This is a genomic window from Bradyrhizobium archetypum (assembly GCF_013114835.1).
Taxonomy (GTDB): domain Bacteria; phylum Pseudomonadota; class Alphaproteobacteria; order Rhizobiales; family Xanthobacteraceae; genus Bradyrhizobium; species Bradyrhizobium archetypum.
Genome location: NZ_JAAVLW010000003.1, coordinates 343475 through 360489, shown reverse-complemented (window position 1 = coordinate 360489; position 17015 = coordinate 343475). Strand labels below are relative to the sequence as shown.

The window sequence follows — 17015 nt, the reverse complement described above, 5'->3', positions numbered from 1 at the left end:
CCGGCGCTCTTTATCGCCGGTGACCACGATATGGTGATGGCTGCCCCCCCTGGCTTGGAGAGCACATCACCAACCTCAGGCAAGTCGTTGCGAAGCTGTGTGATGTGCAAATTCTGCCCGGCTGCGGACACTGGACCCAGCAGGAGCGCCCCAGCCAGGTCAATATCACGCTGCTGGATTTCATCCGCGGCCTGTCGGGCTAATGCATCACGAGCGTGATCATATGACGGCATGCAAGCGAAACCAGAGGCAGTCATCAGCGTATTGCGAGCCAACGGGCTGCGCGAATGCACCCGAGGACAGACTCCGCGAGGCAAGCTGGACTGATTACGCCCACTCGCCTTTGCGCATGACCGGAACGCGGCTGCCGTCGGCGTGGATGCCGTCGATGTCGGTCTCGCTTGATCCGATCATCCAGTCGATATGAATGAGGCTCTTGTTGCCGCCTTGCGCCGCGATCTGCTCCGGCGGTAGCTTGTCGCCGTTAACAAAGCATTTCGAATAGCATTGCCCGAGCGCGATATGCGACGCGGCGTTCTCATCGAACAGTGTGTTGAAGAACAACAGCCCGCTTTTGGAGATCGGTGAGGAATGCGGCACCAGCGCTACTTCACCGAGACGCGCCGCGCCCTCGTCGGTGTCGAGCACCTTCTTCAGCACCTCCTCGCCGCGCGAGGCCCTGGCTTCGACGATGCGGCCTTCCTCGAACCTGACCTGTATGTTGTCGATCAGCGTGCCCTGATAGGATAGTGGCTTGGACGAGACGACATGGCCGCTGACGCGCCGGCAATGCGGCGTGGTGAACACTTCCTCGGTCGGAATGTTGGCATTGCAGGTGATGCCGTTCTTCGCCGTCGAGGCGCCGCCCTCCCATTCGTGGCCGTCAGCGAGGCCGATCGTCAGATCGGTGCCGGGTCCGGAATATTTCAGCGCATGGAAACGCTGGCCGTTCAGCCACTCGGTCCGCTCGCGCAGCACGGCGTTGTGCTTTTCCCACGCGGCGACAGCGCCATCCTGATCGACACGCGACGCCGCAAAGATCGCATCCGCCAGCTTCGCCACCGCGACATCCTCCGGGAAGTCAGGGAAAACCTGCTTCGCCCAGGACGGGCTCGGATAGGCGATGATGTTCCAGTTGGTTTCGAAATTGACGATCTTTTCCAGCGCCGGCTGATAGGCCATCGAATTGGCCTTGCTGGCACGCGCCACCTTGGTCGGATCTTCTCCCGACAACAGCATCGGATTATCGCCGACGATGGCAAGGCGCGCGGTGTTGGCGCCGAACGCCATCGCCATGCCCTCATAGAGCCAGTTGGCGGCGCGATCGAAACTCTCGTTATGGCCGTAACGATACCGCGCCAGCGTGATCTCCTCGTCCGACAGGAACGGGGTTATGATACCCGCTCCGGCCTTGTAGGCATGTTCGGCAATCCGGCGCACCAGCGGCAGCGCGGTCGAGGGCGCGGTCAATAGCAGGTCCTGTCCCGGCTTCAGCCGCAAGCCGACCTTGACCGCGACTTCAGCGAGGCGGTCGAGCTTCACGGGATCGATCAAGGCGGAGACGTTGCGCTGATGTGCGGTCATGATTCTTTCGGCCGATAGTGTTGGATTCTAGGCTTCGCAAGCCTTCGACTGTGATCACAAAAAATCACGCCAGGGCGAGCGAAGCGCCTGACTACAGCAATAGCACAAGTATGACCCGGCGAAACCCGATCTCGTCGATGTTCCGGAATGCAACAATGCCGAGCACGGAACCCGCAAACAGCGCCGGCAGGCTGATGGCGAGGCCGATCGCTGGCATGGAAGACAGATCTTGCCGCCGAGCGATAGCGCCAGCGCCTTCATGCTGGCAATAAAGGGCTACACTGTGCTTTCCTAGCGAGTAAGTTAGTCAAATGGCAATGATGACACCGGCTGCTTCGCATCACCCAAGCACGTCGCGCCATCGTCCGGCGGAGCCGGCGACGCATGCGCCCGCGGATGGGCAAGCACGGTGCTGGCGGCGACATGAAGGACCAGTATCAGACCGGCGACGATGGCGAGCGCCGTGAAGCTTGATGGCGTCACGTCACGCGAACCGCGTTTTGGAGTTCTCGCGCGCGGCGCGATCGGCGCGGATGGGCGTACTTCCGTGGGCATTTCGGCTGCTCTTCTCGGTTTGTCGGGATTCCGGCGCTGGTTTCGAGGGACGCACCTGCGCCTGCCCGGCCATCAAATGCCGGTAACGGCGCAGCACCCGTATCGCGTCGCGGCGCCGCGACCGATGCAGCGCCTCGAGGAGCCGAGCAAAAAATCCCTTGCGCTTCGTGCGTTGCCCGGGCTCGCCTCCAACGAAGTTGGTACGCATTGCTGATGCCCCGCGTGTGTGTTTTCGCGCGGGAAAATTGTCAGCGAGCGCGAAAAACGCCTGTGAGATATTTCACAGGCTTGCCGTCGCGCGAGACAAATGGATGTGAGGAAGCCTGATTAACCCTTGAGACACGCTTGAGGAGGGGGGCGCCGTCTACAGGCCCCTCACCGTTAGCACGACCGCGTCGGCGCCCGCTTTGCGATCGACCGATATCTCCTGATATTCCGGCGAATTCTGAAATTCCCTCGCTGCGGCGTCGTCGGGAAATTCCATGATCACGACCTTGTCGCGCGGCCATTCGCCTTCCAGCACCACCGGATGCGCGTCCGCGACTAGGAGCTTGCCCTTGAATTTGCTGAACACGCCCATGAAGCGCGACTGATAGCGATCGTAGCGTTCGCGGCGGGTGAATTTCAATTGCGCGATGATGTAGACGCTCATGGCTGTCCCGTGCTGATCAAGTTTGCTGGCTGAGGCTTAGTGATTGCGTTCGTCGGCAATGAAGCCGTCGAGCCGGCTGGCATTGCGGATGACGATCTTGCCGCGGCTCTTGGAGATCAGCCCGAGCCGCTCGAATTCGGATAGCGCGATCGCGACCCAGCTACGGCTGACGCCAATCATCTTGGCGAGTTCCTGCTGGCTCAGGCCAACCACCGACAGCGACGGCTCCGTCGCATCGCCGTGCTCAGGCCGCGCCAGCGATTTGAGAATTGTGCCAAGCCGCACCGATGCGCGGTCCAGCACCATCGGCCCGCTGCGTTCGATGCTTTCAATCGAGAGGATGGCGAGCAGGCGGGTGATGTTCCAATGGAACGGCGGAATTTCCGACAGACAACGCAGGAAATTAGGACGCGTCATGATCGATGCGGTAGCCGCCTCCAGCGCTTCAGCCGACAATATCCGGGGCTGGCCCGTGACTGTCGCCGCGAGCCCCAGGATCGTGCCGGGCAGGCAGATGCCGAAGGTGAACTCCTCGCCATTCTCCATGGTTTGGAACAGCCGCACCCTGCCCTCGGTGACGAGCAGCAGCGTGTCGCTCGGCTCGCCCTGATCGAACAGAACTTGCTTCGGATCGAACGACACGGCCTTCATTCGATCGAGCAGCATCTGCCGCTGCAAGGCGCTCAGCCCTTCGGTCGCGATGCTCCATTTCGGCGACAGCGTTCTGCCGGGCATTCGCGCATCAGGCAGGGTTTGCATGAGCATGTCCTTTCTCGAAACAGTCAAGCTGTCCCTTGAATTCCAGCGACGCAAAAATGGCGGGCCCATGCTGCTTCAGCCATTCCGGATCGACATCCAGACCATTGGCCTGCAAATAGGGGCGGCCCTCATCGACGATCATCTGCCAGTCATCGAGCAAGCGAAACTCCTTCAGCCGATCCGAATGGGGCACGCCGCCGAGCGCCTCGACGAGCAGATCGGTGTAGTTCAGCACGCGGAATTTTCCATGCGCCTCGCTGCCGACAAAGGCCGCGTGACAGCCATGATGGAGGGTAACCAGGATTTCAGCACCGGTCGCCTGCGCGCGAGCGAGAAGCTCGCCGTGTTCGCGGGCGGCCAGCTCCGGCGCCTTGCTGCAGCCTGAGCCGCCGCAGGTATATCCGGACTCAACGACAGTTTCGATGATTTCCAGCTCCGGAATGGCGCGCAACAACAAATCGACATTACGGCAAATATCGGCGCGACCGACATGGGCATGGACGATGACGCGCCGCGGAATCGGCGTCGTGAATTTTTTCCGCAATTCGTCGATCCGGCTGACGAGATATTCGGTCACATGGTCGAACTCGTAAGTCGTCCTGCGGAAGCCTTCCAGTGTTTCACCGAGATGCAATTGGCACGTTGGGCACCAGTTCAGCACTCTTTCTGGCGTGAAGCCTTCGAAGCGATCAATCGCGTTCGCGGTGACGCGTTCGCCGGTTCGGATCTCGCCCTCCCATTTGGTGGCGATCACGCCGCAACAGGAGGACGGGCCGCCGACGACTTCATAGTCAGCCCCCAGCGCGTCGAGCAGCGCCATCGAATTGAACAGCAGGTGCGGCGTGCGCAGTGCGTTGCACCCGAGATAGAACACGATCGCGGCGCGCCTCGGTCGGGGCGGCACGAACACGCGACGGAATTCTTCCGGGATCAACTGCATGGCGGCCATAATCCTGATGGCGCGGGACATCCGGCGAAACAGTTCGGGAGTTTTCGATCCGCGCGACGCCGATCTGGCGCCGGCGAGCGTGAGCATCTTGCGCGGATTGATCCCCGCCGGGCAGACGGGGATGCACAGGCCGCAGCCATTGCAGGTCGACGTCCAGGCATCCGATACAGGATCGAGCTCTCCCTGCCCGCCGAGAAAGCCGACAATGCCGCCAACGACCTGCCCGGCCGGAGCATTCGCGGCGGCGCCATGCGGAATGACCGGGCACACGCTGACGCATTCTCCGCACGTCGTGCAGGCGCCGGCGATCGCCTGCGCTTCAGAGGCAAGGAATTCTGCCAGTGGCCTCGGCGACGAGCGGTCCATCGCATCAATCCAAGCAAACGATGGCCTCGATCTCGACCAGCATCCGCGGATCGACGAGCTTGCTCACCTCGACCAGCGTCGCGGCGGGCCGGCCGCTGAAATAGGGAAACCTGATATCGCGCGTGTCGCGGTTGAAGCGGTCGATGTCCGTCGTGAATATGGTGAATTTGACGACCTTGTCGAAAGACGTTGCCGCATTGGCGAGGATGTCTGCGAGGTTGGCAAAGCACTGCGTCACTTGCGCCCGCATATCGCCGTCGCCGATGACATTGCCGTCCGCATCGCGCGCCGTGATGCCCGCGGTGTGCAGCAGCCGGCCGGACGAGATCACGCCCAGCGAGAACGGCACGGTCGCCTCAAAATGCTTTCCCAACGTCAGAACTGTCCTCGCCATACGACCTCCCGGCATCCGTTTCAATGCGCGGACAAAGCTAGACTACTCCTGCGGAAATCTCTGTTAAGTAGTCGGCACTCGAGCCCGGCAATCGAACGGCCGGTCAGCCGCGAAACTTCTGCTTTTTCTTCTTTCCGGAGGCGTGCGCCGGCGGCTCACTTTCACGCCGCCTTTTGGTGTCGTAACGCGTGTCCTTGCCGGACGCGGGCTTGTCGGCACGCCTTGCGTTGTTGCCGTGCGGCTTTGGTGTCCATTCCTTCTCGCGAGCCTCCTCGCGCAACGGGGCCGTTTTCATTGCCTCGATGCGGATGCTGTCTTCCTTATCGGGTCGCCGGATTCGGGCGGCGAAGCGGGGCGCGACACGCGCGGATATCTCGAATTCGGTGACGGTGTCGAGAATGCGGATGGCACCGACATCCTCCTTCTTGATGCTGCCGCGGCGGCACAGCATCGGCAGCAGCCAGCGCGCTTCGGCGTTCTTCCGCCGTCCGATCGCTGCGGTGAACCACACGCTGTCTTCCGCGATGCGATGGCGGCCTGCTGATTTTCCGGGCTTCGGTCCACGCTCCCCCGCGCGATCCGTCCGCTCCCGTGCGCGTTCGGCACGCGACTTGACGCGATCCTCGCCGGGATCGGCAATGTCTTCGGGCGAAGGCAACCGCGCGCGATAGAGCCGAGCCAGCGCGATGGCAATTTGCTCGGCTGGCCGTTCGGCAAGCAGCGCCTGCGCGAGCGCCTGATCCTCAATCGTGGTGTCTGCCGTGAACACATCGTCCCGCAGCAGCCGCTCCTGGTCGAGCTTTCGGATCTCGTCGGGCTGAGGGGCGATGCCCCACGCCGCATCGATGCCGGCGAGTTTGAGCAGCATATCGGCGCGGCGACGCCGGGTCGACGGCACCAGCAATATGCTGACACCCTTGCGGCCGGCCCGCCCAGTGCGTCCCGAGCGATGTTGCATGACCTCCGGATCGTTCGGCAGATCGGCGTGGATGACAAGATCGAGCTTCGGCAGATCGATGCCGCGGGCGGCGACATCGGTCGCCACGCAGACGCGGACGCGCCCGTCGCGGAGCGCCTGCAGCGCGTGGGTCCGCTCGTTCTGTGTCAGTTCGCCCGACAGCGCGACCACCGAGAAGCCGCGCTCCAGCAGCGTCGCCTGCAGATGCCGCACCGCCTCACGCGTGTTGCAGAATACCAGCGCGCCCGGCGATTCGAAGAAGCGCAGGAGATTGACGATGGCGTGCTCGGCATCCCCGGCGGCGATGCGGACGGCGCGATATTCGATGTCGGCGTGGCCGCCCTCGTCGCCCGCGACTTCGACGCGGAACGCGTCCTGCTGATACTCCTTCGCCAGCGCAACGATGCCGGGTGGCAGGGTCGCCGAGAACAACAGCGTGCGGCGGCTATCCGGCGTCGCCTGCAGAATAAATTCCATGTCCTCGCGAAAACCGAGATCGAGCATCTCGTCGGCCTCGTCGAGCACGATCGCCTTCAATTCCGAGACATCGAGCCGGCCGCGCCGCAAATGATCGCAAAGCCGGCCCGGCGTGCCGACCACGATGTGCGCACCTTGAGCCAATTCGCGCTGCTCGCGGCGCGGGTCCATGCCGCCGACGCAGGAAACCACGCGGGCATCCGCATGCCGGTAAAGCCAGCCGAGCTCGCGATGCACCTGAAGCGCTAGTTCGCGCGTCGGCGCCACGATCAGCGCCAGCGGCGCAGCCGCGCGACCGAATCGCTCGGCACCATCCAGCAGGCCGCCGGCAATCGCCAGGCCATAGGCGACGGTCTTGCCCGAGCCGGTCTGCGCCGAAACCAGGAGGTCGCGGCTGTCAGCATCGTCGGCCAGCACCGCCGTCTGCACCGGCGTCAGCCGATCGAAATTGCGCTCCGCCAAAGCTCGGGCGAGCGGCGGATGGGTGGGCAGAAATGTCACGAGATGTCCCTGGTTGGCTGGATCAGCCGGAAATGTCGAATATTGCCCTGAACCGAAATGGCTCGAAGCTTGCGCGAACGACGCGCTGCGGCACGACCCGACGGATGTGAGTGAGATGGGGATGCATTAGGCGAAATCCACCCCATACGCCACCCATTCTTTGCAGATTAGCCGATCACTTCTAGACTGCCGTCGGGGAATTTAACGGAGGGGTAGCCACCGTGACCGCGTTCAAGACCATTCGCGCCCGCGCCGAGAAGCGCAAGGGCGGGCCCAAGGCGCTGGCCAAGCTGCTGCCGGCCAAGCCCGACCCGAAGGCGCTCGCCAGGCTCGGCGATGACCGCATCCTTGCCGAGATGACCAAGCGGGTGTTCTGCGCAGGCTTTGCCTGGAGCGTGATCGAGAGCAAATGGCCGGGCTTCGAGAAGGCGTTCCTCGGCTTCAAGCCCGGCCCGCTGTCGCTGAAGCCGGACGAGTTCTGGGACGAACTGATGAAGGACACGCGCATCGTGCGCAACGGCGCCAAGATCATGTCGGTGCGCGCCAATGCCAGCTTTGTCCGCGACATCGCCAAGGAGCACGGCAGCTTCGGCAAGTTCCTCGCCAACTGGCCCTCATCCGACGAGGCCGGATTGCTGGAATTGCTGGCCAAGCGCGGCAGCCGGCTCGGCGGCAATACCGGGCAGATGATGCTGCGCTTCCTTGGCTGGGACGGCTTTGTTACCTCCCGCGACGTCGTGCTGTGCCTGCGCGACGCCGGGCTCGACATTGCGGAGACCGTCACCTCGAAGCGTGACCTCGCCAAGGTACAGGCGCAGTTCAATGCATGGGCCGAGGAGACGGGGCTTGCCTACGTGCAGCTCTCACGGATTTGCGCGCTGTCAATTGGCGAGAATTATTCGGCCGATAAGCTCGAGAGCATGCTCGGCGGCGACGAGTGATGCGCCTTCGCTCTTCGAGCTAAGGCGAGACAAGTCAGCTCCACCTACGCACCCGCCATCAAATGACAAAGAATCCGTGCGTGGCGTCGCGGCGGAGCTGTTCGACGAGGCCGTATTCCCAGTCGAGATAGGCCTGCATCGCGCTTTCCTTGACGTCGGTGCCTTCATAGGGACGGCGGTAGCGGTGTGAGGGGTCAGGCTTCGGAATCACCTGCGGCGGTCCTACCTCCAGCGAACTGTCGTAGCCACCTTCGAGCACGTAAGTCTCCCATCCCATTTGCGCGAGCCAGGACGCGGTCATGTCGGCGCGGACGCTTCTGTCGTCCGTGAGCACGATGCGCGCCCCGCGCACCGGAGCGGCCATGTCGATCTCCTGCACCAATTGCCCGCCTGCGTAATGGCGAAAGCCCGTGATGTGGCCGGCGGTGTATTCCTCCTCCGAGCGTACATCGAAGCGATAGAGCGTGCGGTGCGCCTGCGCCTGCAGCGACGCCAGCTCCTCCGGCCGGATGTGGCGGACGCCGGCGCGGTAGGCGACGTCGCGTGCGTTGGCTTCGCCGCCGCCGATGGCGCCGATCTCGCCGCGCCGATTAGCGCCGTGTTCGAGATTCTGTTTCGCCAGGGTCCAGCCGATCGTTCCGTTGCGCAGCGCCACCACCTTGTTCGCGACGCCGGCATTGATCAGTGACTGGGTGCCGATGATCGAGCGGGTGCGGCCGGCGCAATTGACGATGATGGTGGTCTCCGGGTCGGGCGCGGCGCCGCCGGCGCGCAGCACCAGTTCCGCGCCGGGCACGCTGATCGAGCCCGGGATATTCATGGTCGCGTATTCGTCGAACCGGCGGACATCGAGAATCCTGATGTTGGCGCCAGCCGCGATCAGGGCGCCGACCTCTTCTGCTGCGAGCGAAGGCGTATGCCGCCGCGCCTCCACCAGTTCGCCGAACGCCTTGGCGTAGGAGTTGACGTCCTGAAACAGCTCATAACCGGCCGACTTCCAGCCCTGCAGCCCGCCATCGAGCTGGTGGACATGACTGTAGCCCAGCCCCGCGAGCCGATCCGCCGCCCCAGGAATGAGCCCTTCGCCGTTATCGTAGAGCACGATCGCAACGTCCTTGCGCGGCAGCCGCGTCTCCGCTTCGAGCGCGATCCGGTCGGCCGCCACGTTGGCGGCGAACAGTGGATGGCCGGTGGCGAAGACGGCCTCGTGCCTGAGATCGAGCAGCGCAATCTCTTCCCGTAACAGCAGCGCCGTGCGGACTTGAGAGGAAGGGACGGAGGGGACGGTCATGGATCGTGAATTCCGGATGAAAAGTCGTTGCTCCATTAGCAGCATCACGGGCGGCGCGTCACGCCAGCCGAGGCCATTAACTGTCTGGCATCGAACATTGGACCGATTGCACCGACTTGCGCGAAACAGCATATGATGCCTGCCGAATAAGCACCCGAGCATCCGATGGACCTCAAACAATTGCGGACCTTCCGCGCCGTCGCCGAATTCGGCAGCCTCAGCAAGGCCGCCGACCGGCTGCGCGCCGCCCAGCCCGCGCTCAGCCGGCACATCAAGCTCTTGGAGCACGAGCTTCGCGTCGAGCTGTTCGTCCGCAACGGGCGCGGCATGCTCCTGACCAGCGCGGGGCGGATGTTGCTCGACCGCACCACCGGCCTGATCCGCCAGATCGAGCAGGTCAGCGACGACCTCAAATCGGCGAACGGCAATCCGTCGGGCCGCGTCATCCTCGGCATGGTGCCGACGGTGAGCGCAGTATTGTCCGGACGGTTCGCGCGGCGCGTCCTCAACGAGTTTCCCGACGTCTCGCTGCGCATCGTGGAGAGCTATGGCGGGCATCTGGTCGAGTGGCTGCACCGCGGCGAAATGGACCTCGCGATCATCTATGGCCCCGCTGTCGATCTGCATCTTCAGGTCCAGTCGATCGGCCGTGAGGATATCGTCGCCGTCGGGCCGCCGGGATCGGGGCTGAACAAGCGCAAGCAGGTCGATCTCAAATGGCTGGCGAAGCAGAAGCTGATCCTGCCCAGCGTCTCGCACGGCTTGCGGGCGCTGTTGGAAAAGGCGCTGGCGCGCGAAAAGCTGAAGTTGGAGGCCATGATCGAGGTCGATTCCTACCGCGCCCAGATCAGCCTGATGGAGGAAGGGCTCGGCTATACGCTGCTGCCGCCTTCGGCGATCCGCGCCGAAGTCGTGGCGAAACGCCTCGAGATGGCCCCTGTCAGCCCATCGGTATCGCGCGAGCTGATTCTGGCTTCGCCGATCGCCCATCCGCCGTCGATCGCCACGACGACGATTGCGGCGCTGATCGTGTCCGAGATTCAGGAGCTCGCCAGGCAAGGGCGCTGGAAGATCAACATGACGGCGTAGCGTTGCCACGCACGCCTCTTCGCCATAGCTGCGCCTCAATTAAACAGCGCCTCGTCGCCGAGCACCGACTGCCGGAAACGCGTGGTCAGGATGACGCCGTCGGCCGGCGGCATCACGAACACCAGCGCCTCCGGATTGATCTTGATCTGCGCGAAGGCCGTTCCGCGTCCCGCATGGGTGAGGTCGCGCAGCTCGGTGACTTCCCCCATCGTGCGGACGATGCGCGAGGTACGGATGCCGCAGGCCGTGGCGATTGCGGCGAGGTCGACGCCGGAAGCGGTCGGGGTCTTCTGCATGCCGGTCTCGCCGAATCGCTCATTGTCGAGCACGGCGATCGTGAGATTCTTCGGCGCTTCCACCGCGATGGTGGCAAGCGAGCCGACATTCATCAACATCTCGCCGTCGCCGGTAATCACAAGCACCTTGCGCCTGGGCTGCGCCAGCGCCAGCCCAAGCCCGATCATCGAGGCACCGCCCATCGCGCCCCAGAGCGGAAAATTATTCGGATGATCGCCGGCAGCCGAGACGTCCCAGTTCGGCGCGCCGAGGCCGGCGATGACCAGCAGATCGGCGCGATCGCGCAACAATTCGTTGACGACGTCGCGGCGATGCAGAAGCGCGTTTGGATTGTTCATTTGCGGGCAAGCTCCTTGAAATTCTTGGCGCCGAGCACGCGCTGGCCGATCAGGACCGCCACCGGCCTCCAGGTGTTGAAGGCAAGGTTCGCCGCGCCCTGCACGGTTGAGGCGACGAGATGCGGCTCGTCCACCTTGTTGACGATCACGCCCATGGCTTCCAGCGAAGGGCGCGTGCCCTGCCCCATCGGAATCTGCCAGGGATTGAATTCACCCCAATCGCCGCGCATGGTGACGATCATCAACAGCGGCATGCGGCAGATCACCGGCAGCGACAGCATGTTGATGCAGTTGCCGACGCCGCTCGACTGCAGCAGCAAAACGCCGCGCTCGCCGCCGAGCCAGGCGCCCGCCAGCATCGCCACACCCTCTTCCTCCGTCGTCAGCGTGACGACGCGGGTCTCGGGATCGGCTTCGAAGGCGCGGATCAGGCGGCTGTGGCCGGCATCCGGCACCATCGCCACCTGGCGAATGCCGGCATCCTTGAGCACGCGGTAGATCTCGTCCGGCCAGGTCGGCAGCGCTGCTACCGCCTCGCTCCGTGATTTTGCTGCTTCCGCCATCGGGCCCGGTTTCCTCTGCGATTCCTAGAGTTGAGTTGCGCGCAGAGTAGATCGCGGCCGGAATTCAAGGAATTTGAATGTGGACATGGCTTCTATCGCAAAATTGAAAGGCTGGGGGGTGCCTCTTCGCTTGCAATGACGCGGAGATAGCACCGCACATACCGCTGTCATCCCCGCAAAGGCAAGGGATCCAGTACGTCGCGGCTTCTCGGTTCAATCACTGCGCTTCTGGAATACTGGATTCCCGCCTTCGCGGGGATGACGACTGAATGTGATGCAACGATCTCGCGACGCTTTGCGCCCGAGCTTTGCTTTCAACTTCCCGCCCTCTTCATTCAGAGGGCGCAGGGAAGACCGGGTGCGCGCCGCACCCGCGGTCTCGTGTGCTGCTTGCGCATCAAGAAAATGCACACGAGCATACAGGTACAGCGGGAGCATCCCGGCCTTCCCTGCGCAATGGCTTTACGGCTTACTTCGTGCTCTTCCCGGAGAACGGCTTTATTGCCTCCGTCGCCCCTGAGCAGCTTTCGCTTCTCAAAGGACTTAACGCCAGCACCGCGGCGCCCGAACCACACGACTTCGCCGTACGCTTACCGCGCGCAACGTCTCTCGCGCCATCCGCGTCCATCGCATCCCACCGCGCGTTCGTGACGTTCGCGAGCGCCCCTCATCTGCGGTGAGACGGGCGAAGTTATGCGACTGATTTGGGTGAGAACGAAAGCGGAATTTTTTTGATTTGCGGGCTTGACACTATTTCCGAAAATCAGAAGTGATTTGCCCCTCGGCTATTCTGCCGCAGCAGTCGTCGAGTGGGCAAGGCGCTAGCGCGCTACCGTCAAGTGACACAATCGGTGAGATACGGTGGGTGGCGCTCCTTTACCTACCCTATGGCATCTCGCTATTTCGGCCTCGAATCCGGCGGGCAATCCGGAGAAACCTTCAGCGGCTTCTCGCCGCTCTGTACGGTCGGCGCGGCTGAGTTCGTACCGCCGGCATCGGGCAGTACCGCGCTCTTGCCGACAGTCTGCGAGTTCGACGTCTTCTCTTCGCCGCTTCCCGACGTCGCAGCCGGTGATGTCGTGCAGGCCGTCTCCTGCTTCTCGCCCGATGGCGCGGTGGATTGGGCAGAGGCGGTACCCACTCCCATTACCGCTATGAGAATCGCTGCTGCAGCGCGCGTCATTTTCATCTCCGGTGGCTGAAAAATAGCTTGCCCGGAGCAAAACGTTCTGCTGCAACGCTGGTTCCGACCGGCCGCGACATGGCGGAGCATCGAACCGGCGCGGGATTTGCTTCGCTGAGCCGACCGAGAAAAACGGAGCCGTCATGAGCATCGACCTGACCCGCCGCACGCTGCTGCACCTTGTCGGCGCCTCGTCGCTGAGCGCGGCGGCCACGGCGGCAGCGCTGGCGGAAGGAACGGCCAGCGGCGCCACCGGGCCGACCATCGCCAACCGGACGCCGATGCGGATCGGCATGGTGACCTTGCGCGTGCGCAACCTTGATCTCGTCGCCGACTATTATCGCGACGTTATCGGGCTCACCGTCATGCAGCGCACGGCAACGGGCGCCCGGCTCGGCGCGGGCGGCGTGCCGCTGCTCGATCTCACCTTGCGCGCGAACGCCCCCGCCGAGGCACGGAATGCCGCGGGCCTCTACCACACCGCCTTCCTGATGCCGACCCGCAAGGATCTCGCCCGCTGGCTGGTGCACGCTGCAACGAACAAGGTGCCGCTCTCCGGTTTCGCCGATCACCTCGTCAGCGAGTCGGTCTATCTCGACGATCCCGAAAGCAATGGCATCGAAGTCTACGCCGACCGCGCGCCCGAAAGCTGGAAATGGGACAGCGGAACGGTCGCCATGGCGACCGACCCGCTCGATATCGATAACCTGCTGACGCTGGCGAATCCGCGCGTCGCCGACTATGCCAGGGCACCCGACGGCCTTCGCATCGGCCATATGCATTTGCGCGTCGGCAATCTCGAACAGGCCGACCGCTTCTATGGCGGCGTCATCGGCTTCGACCCGACGCGCAAGCGGACCGGCGCCGCGTTCCTGTCGTCGGGGCGCTATCACCATCACCTTGGCATCAATGTCTGGCAGAGCGCCGGCGCCGGTCGACGGGATGATGCAGCCACCGGACTTGCATGGTTTTCGCTGGAGGTCGCGTCGCAGGAAATCCTGCAGGCCCAGGCGCAGCGCCTGCGGCAGGCCGGCGCGCCGGCCGCGACAATCACGAACGGCATCGAAACCGCCGATCCCTGGGGGACAAAGGTGCATCTCATCAAGGTTTGATGGCGCGACAACGAAATGAACGACAGCGTCCGTGCGCCGAGGGCAAAGCTGTGAGGATGATCGAATGAACTTGCCGATGAGCTGGGACGAGTGGGCGCGGCATGACGGTGTGGCGCTGGCCACGCGCGTTGCGAAGGGCGAGTTGACGGCAAAAGAATTGGCCGCGCAGGCCGCGGCTGCGATCGCCAAGGTCGATCCCCCGCTTTCGGCGGTCGTCGAAGTGTTCGAGGATGCCGTCGCGGATCCCGCGACCGACGGCACCAACCTCGACGGTCCCTTTGCCGGGCTTCCATTCCTGATGAAGGACCTCGGCCCGACCCTGAAGGGCCGGCTGCAGGAAATGGGATCGCTCTATATGCGCGGCAACCGCGCCAGCGCCGACACCTTCTTGACGACGAAGATGCGGGCGGCCGGGCTCAATCTGATCGGGCGCACCACCACGCCGGAGTTCGGCGTCTGCAGCTCTGCGGAGAATCCTGCGGTCTACATCACGCGCAATCCGTGGCACACCGACTACACCACCTGCGGATCGTCGGCCGGCAGTGCGGCGATGGTCGCGGCCGGCGCGGTGCCGCTCGCGCATGCGACCGACGGCGGCGGCTCGATCCGGATTCCGGCAGGCGTCAACGGCAATATCGGGCTAAAAGTCTCGCGCGGCGTGTTCTCGCTGTCGCCCCATCTGTCCGATCTCAGCGGGCTGGTCTCCATCCAGGGCTGCCAGTCGCGCACGGTGCGCGACACCGCGGCCTTCGTCGATGCCTGCCGCGGCCCTGCGCCGGGCGAGTTCATGCCGTTCTGGGGTTCGCCCGAACCGTATACGCGGATGATCGCGCGCGATCCCGCCCGGTTGAAGATCGCGCTGTCATACCAGTGGGGCGATTACCGGGCGACGCCGCATATCGCAGCCGAACTGCAGAAGGCCGGGCGCTTTCTCGAAGGTCTCGGCCATCATGTCGATTACGCCCTGCCCGACATCGACTACCGCGAAGCCTTTGCGGCACAGACCACCTGCTACATCAGCAATTTTGCCGTCGTCATCTCCAACATGCTAGCGGCGCGCGGCGTGGAGCAGCCGCCGGAAGATCTGATCGAGCCGATCAATATCCGGATCTGGCGGCATGGCCGACATACCTCCTACGCCGACCGGGCGCGGATGCAGGCGGTGTTCAATACCACCTCGCGCGGCTTCGGCGCGTTCTTCGAGGACTGGGACATCATCCTGACGCCGATCACGGCGCTGCCGACGCCGAAGGTCGGCACCACGGAATTTCTCACCATCAGCGACAATCCTGATGTGCTCGACTGGTTCGGCAATCTCTGGCGCAATTTTGCCTTTACCCCGCTTGCCAATCTCTGCGGCATCCCCGCGATCTCGCTGCCACTCGCCACCCACGAGCACGGCCTGCCGCTCGGCATCCAGGCCATTGCCAAGCAGGCCAATGATGGGCTGCTCCTGCAACTCGCGGCGCAGATCGAGCGCGCGATCGATGGCAAGTGGAACGCGGGGCAGAAGCCAGCTGTGCATGTGACGAGGAGTTGAACGCGGATGATCTAGCTGCGTTGCAGGGGATTGCGCTGACGGAAGGCCGGCGTCTAATTTCATCAGGCTCTACAGCGCCGGATGCCGACGGTGCCAGTCCGTCGCACGCTGGAACGCGATGCCGGCGCGGATCAGCATCGCTTCGCCGAGATCGGCGGCCACCATCTGGAATGCAATCGGCAAACCGTCGGTGCTGAACCCTCCCGGCAGGGTCAGTGTCGGCTGGCCCGTCATGTTGAAGGGAGCGGTGTAGGCTTGCAGCCTGGCGATCAGCTCCGGCTGCAGGCCCATCGTCCCCATGGTCTTCAGGGACAGCGGCGCGAACGGATGCGCCGGCGCAAGCAGCAGGTCGATCTTTCCGAACAGAGCGCGCATGCGGCCGCGGAAAGCCATGCGCCGCAGCAGCACCTCCTGATAGTCGAGAGCGGACGAGGCGCGTCCGGCATCGAGAACCATGCTCAGCACCGGACCGTATGCCGCCCGGCGCGCCGGATACGTCGCCCGGTGGGCGACGGCGGCTTCCACAGCGCAATTGGGCGCCCAATCGGCCACGGCCTGCGTGACATCAGGCACATCGACTTCCACGAGCTCGGCGCCCAGCGCGGACAGCGCGCGCGCCGCATCATCGAGCACCGCAAGTACCTGCGGATCGACGTCTCTACGACCCCAGTCGCGATCGACGCCAACCTTGAGACCGCCTATGGCCTGGTTCGTCGTCGCCGCGATACTCGCCACCGGCTCAAGCAATGCAGTGGGATCGGCCGGGTCGGCGCCGGCGATGGCGGTCAAGAGCGCGGCGGCATCCGCGACGCTGCGCGCCATCGGCCCGACGTGATCGAGGCTCGGCGCGAGGTCGAACACGCCGTGGCGGCTCACCCGTCCCCAGGTCGGCTTGATGCCGGTCAGGCCGTTCGCGGCCGATGGCCAGCGGATCGAGCCGCCCGTGTCGGAGGCGAGCGCGCCGAAGCAAAGCCCCGCCCCCACCGCCACGCCCGGCCCGCTTGAAGAAATGCCCGGCCAATAATCGGCGTTCCAGGGGTTGCGAGGCGGCGTGATCTGCGGGTGATGATCGGAATAGGCGCCCTCGGTCATCTGCAGCTTGCCGAGCAATACGGCGCCTGCTTGGCGAAGGCGCCGTACGGCGGTGGCATCCTCGGTCGGCCTGAAATCCCTGTGAATTATCGTCCCCGCCGCGGTCGGCACGCCGCTGGTCCAGAACAGATCCTTTACGGCGAGCGGGACGCCATGCAGCGGTCCGCGATAATGGCCGGCGGCGATGTCGGCTTCCGCCGCCCGCGCCTCGGCCATCGCGCGCTCGGCGGTGACGACGGCGTAGCTGGCGAGCCTGTCGTCCAGCGCTGCGATCCGGTCGAGTTGCTGGCGGGTCGCCTCCACCGGCGATATCCGGCGCGTCCGGATCAGCTTGGCCAGATCGGTCAGCTCCAGGTAATGCAGATCGTTCATGG

General features: G+C 64.1%; 18 protein-coding genes. 5 read left to right on the top strand and 13 right to left on the bottom strand.

What is annotated here, in order from left to right:
• Nucleotides 1-104: 104 nt before the first annotated feature.
• Complete coding sequence (locus HCN50_RS10350) at nucleotides 105-203, top strand: alpha/beta fold hydrolase (RefSeq protein ID WP_171709538.1); 99 nt, start codon at nucleotides 105-107, stop codon at nucleotides 201-203.
• Between the two features lie 124 nt (nucleotides 204-327).
• On the opposite strand, the gene HCN50_RS10345 is transcribed toward HCN50_RS10350, so the two are convergent.
• The 8 genes from HCN50_RS10345 to HCN50_RS10315 form a co-directional block, all read right to left on the bottom strand.
• A complete protein-coding gene (locus tag HCN50_RS10345; RefSeq protein ID WP_171709537.1) occupies nucleotides 328-1584 on the bottom strand; it encodes an aminopeptidase in 1257 nt (418 codons plus the stop codon).
• A 91-nt stretch (nucleotides 1585-1675) separates the two neighbouring features.
• Nucleotides 1676-1801 carry a hypothetical protein gene (locus HCN50_RS34230; RefSeq protein ID WP_283812066.1) on the bottom strand — a complete coding sequence of 42 codons (126 nt, stop codon included), beginning with the start codon at nucleotides 1799-1801 and terminating at the stop codon, nucleotides 1676-1678.
• Between the two features lie 267 nt (nucleotides 1802-2068).
• Entirely contained in the window at nucleotides 2069-2347 is a 279-nt protein-coding gene (locus tag HCN50_RS10340) for a hypothetical protein (RefSeq protein ID WP_171709536.1), read from the bottom strand.
• 156 nt (nucleotides 2348-2503) lie between these two features.
• The gene (locus tag HCN50_RS10335) at nucleotides 2504-2791 is read right to left on the bottom strand and encodes a DUF1330 domain-containing protein (RefSeq protein WP_171709535.1); all 288 of its coding nucleotides are present in this window, start codon (nucleotides 2789-2791) and stop codon (nucleotides 2504-2506) included.
• 36 nt (nucleotides 2792-2827) lie between these two features.
• Nucleotides 2828-3556 carry a Crp/Fnr family transcriptional regulator gene (locus HCN50_RS10330; RefSeq protein ID WP_171709534.1) on the bottom strand — a complete coding sequence of 243 codons (729 nt, stop codon included), beginning with the start codon at nucleotides 3554-3556 and terminating at the stop codon, nucleotides 2828-2830.
• A complete protein-coding gene (locus HCN50_RS10325; RefSeq protein ID WP_171709533.1) occupies nucleotides 3534-4865 on the bottom strand; it encodes a (Fe-S)-binding protein in 1332 nt (443 codons plus the stop codon). The genes HCN50_RS10330 and HCN50_RS10325 overlap by 23 nt, the downstream gene beginning before the upstream one ends.
• A 4-nt stretch (nucleotides 4866-4869) precedes the next feature.
• On the bottom strand, nucleotides 4870-5259 hold the full coding sequence (locus HCN50_RS10320) for a RidA family protein (RefSeq protein WP_171709532.1): 390 nt from the start codon (nucleotides 5257-5259) through the stop codon (nucleotides 4870-4872).
• 103 nt (nucleotides 5260-5362) lie between these two features.
• A complete protein-coding gene (locus HCN50_RS10315) occupies nucleotides 5363-7195 on the bottom strand; it encodes a DEAD/DEAH box helicase (protein ID WP_171709531.1) in 1833 nt (610 codons plus the stop codon).
• Between the two features lie 221 nt (nucleotides 7196-7416).
• Between HCN50_RS10315 and HCN50_RS10310 the strand changes: the two genes are divergently transcribed.
• On the top strand, nucleotides 7417-8136 hold the full coding sequence (locus HCN50_RS10310; RefSeq protein ID WP_171709530.1) for a DNA-3-methyladenine glycosylase I: 720 nt from the start codon (nucleotides 7417-7419) through the stop codon (nucleotides 8134-8136).
• Nucleotides 8137-8194: 58 nt separating this feature from the next.
• On the opposite strand, the gene HCN50_RS10305 is transcribed toward HCN50_RS10310, so the two are convergent.
• Nucleotides 8195-9427 (bottom strand): rhodanese-like domain-containing protein, encoded by a 1233-nt coding sequence (locus HCN50_RS10305; protein ID WP_171709529.1) that lies wholly within the window; start codon nucleotides 9425-9427, stop codon nucleotides 8195-8197.
• 165 nt (nucleotides 9428-9592) lie between these two features.
• Here HCN50_RS10305 and HCN50_RS10300 point away from each other — a divergent pair, with 165 nt between their 5' ends.
• Nucleotides 9593-10516: a LysR family transcriptional regulator gene (locus tag HCN50_RS10300; protein WP_171709528.1), complete on the top strand. Its 924-nt coding sequence runs from the start codon at nucleotides 9593-9595 to the stop codon at nucleotides 10514-10516.
• Nucleotides 10517-10551: 35 nt separating this feature from the next.
• Here HCN50_RS10300 and HCN50_RS10295 read toward each other — a convergent pair whose 3' ends face one another.
• From HCN50_RS10295 to HCN50_RS10285, 3 genes are all read right to left on the bottom strand, one after another.
• Nucleotides 10552-11151 carry a thiamine pyrophosphate-dependent enzyme gene (locus HCN50_RS10295; protein WP_171709527.1) on the bottom strand — a complete coding sequence of 200 codons (600 nt, stop codon included), beginning with the start codon at nucleotides 11149-11151 and terminating at the stop codon, nucleotides 10552-10554.
• Entirely contained in the window at nucleotides 11148-11714 is a 567-nt protein-coding gene (locus HCN50_RS10290) for a thiamine pyrophosphate-binding protein (protein WP_171709526.1), read from the bottom strand. Before HCN50_RS10290 ends, HCN50_RS10295 begins: the two co-directional genes overlap by 4 nt.
• Nucleotides 11715-12612: 898 nt before the next feature.
• Nucleotides 12613-12897: a hypothetical protein gene (locus tag HCN50_RS10285; protein ID WP_171709525.1), complete on the bottom strand. Its 285-nt coding sequence runs from the start codon at nucleotides 12895-12897 to the stop codon at nucleotides 12613-12615.
• Between the two features lie 143 nt (nucleotides 12898-13040).
• Here HCN50_RS10285 and HCN50_RS10280 point away from each other — a divergent pair, with 143 nt between their 5' ends.
• Both HCN50_RS10280 and HCN50_RS10275 read left to right on the top strand, forming a co-directional pair.
• Nucleotides 13041-14009, top strand: coding sequence for a VOC family protein (locus tag HCN50_RS10280; RefSeq protein ID WP_171709524.1), 969 nt, complete (start codon nucleotides 13041-13043; stop codon nucleotides 14007-14009).
• 64 nt (nucleotides 14010-14073) lie between these two features.
• Complete coding sequence (locus HCN50_RS10275) at nucleotides 14074-15549, top strand: amidase (RefSeq protein WP_171709523.1); 1476 nt, start codon at nucleotides 14074-14076, stop codon at nucleotides 15547-15549.
• A gap of 69 nt (nucleotides 15550-15618) precedes the next feature.
• Here the strand turns inward: HCN50_RS10275 and HCN50_RS10270 are convergent, their stop codons facing one another.
• Nucleotides 15619-17013, bottom strand: a complete 1395-nt coding sequence (locus HCN50_RS10270) for an amidase (protein ID WP_171709522.1) — start codon at nucleotides 17011-17013, stop codon at nucleotides 15619-15621.
• Between the last annotated feature and the right edge of the window lie 2 nt (nucleotides 17014-17015).

Bases quoted from the DNA above. Each gene is read 5' to 3' on its own strand.
- HCN50_RS10345 (WP_171709537.1), bottom strand. From the start codon at position 1,584: ATGACCGCACATCAGCGCAACGTCTCCGCCTTGATCGATCCCGTGAAG.
- HCN50_RS34230 (WP_283812066.1), bottom strand. From the start codon at position 1,801: ATGCCAGCGATCGGCCTCGCCATCAGCCTGCCGGCGCTGTTTGCGGGT.
- HCN50_RS10340 (WP_171709536.1), bottom strand. From the start codon at position 2,347: ATGCGTACCAACTTCGTTGGAGGCGAGCCCGGGCAACGCACGAAGCGC.
- HCN50_RS10335 (WP_171709535.1), bottom strand. From the start codon at position 2,791: ATGAGCGTCTACATCATCGCGCAATTGAAATTCACCCGCCGCGAACGC.
- HCN50_RS10330 (WP_171709534.1), bottom strand. From the start codon at position 3,556: ATGCTCATGCAAACCCTGCCTGATGCGCGAATGCCCGGCAGAACGCTG.
- HCN50_RS10325 (WP_171709533.1), bottom strand. From the start codon at position 4,865: ATGGACCGCTCGTCGCCGAGGCCACTGGCAGAATTCCTTGCCTCTGAA.
- HCN50_RS10320 (WP_171709532.1), bottom strand. From the start codon at position 5,259: ATGGCGAGGACAGTTCTGACGTTGGGAAAGCATTTTGAGGCGACCGTG.
- HCN50_RS10305 (WP_171709529.1), bottom strand. From the start codon at position 9,427: ATGACCGTCCCCTCCGTCCCTTCCTCTCAAGTCCGCACGGCGCTGCTG.
- HCN50_RS10300 (WP_171709528.1), top strand. From the start codon at position 9,593: ATGGACCTCAAACAATTGCGGACCTTCCGCGCCGTCGCCGAATTCGGC.
- HCN50_RS10295 (WP_171709527.1), bottom strand. From the start codon at position 11,151: ATGAACAATCCAAACGCGCTTCTGCATCGCCGCGACGTCGTCAACGAA.
- HCN50_RS10290 (WP_171709526.1), bottom strand. From the start codon at position 11,714: ATGGCGGAAGCAGCAAAATCACGGAGCGAGGCGGTAGCAGCGCTGCCG.
- HCN50_RS10285 (WP_171709525.1), bottom strand. From the start codon at position 12,897: ATGACGCGCGCTGCAGCAGCGATTCTCATAGCGGTAATGGGAGTGGGT.
- HCN50_RS10280 (WP_171709524.1), top strand. From the start codon at position 13,041: ATGAGCATCGACCTGACCCGCCGCACGCTGCTGCACCTTGTCGGCGCC.
- HCN50_RS10275 (WP_171709523.1), top strand. From the start codon at position 14,074: ATGAACTTGCCGATGAGCTGGGACGAGTGGGCGCGGCATGACGGTGTG.
- HCN50_RS10270 (WP_171709522.1), bottom strand. From the start codon at position 17,013: ATGAACGATCTGCATTACCTGGAGCTGACCGATCTGGCCAAGCTGATC.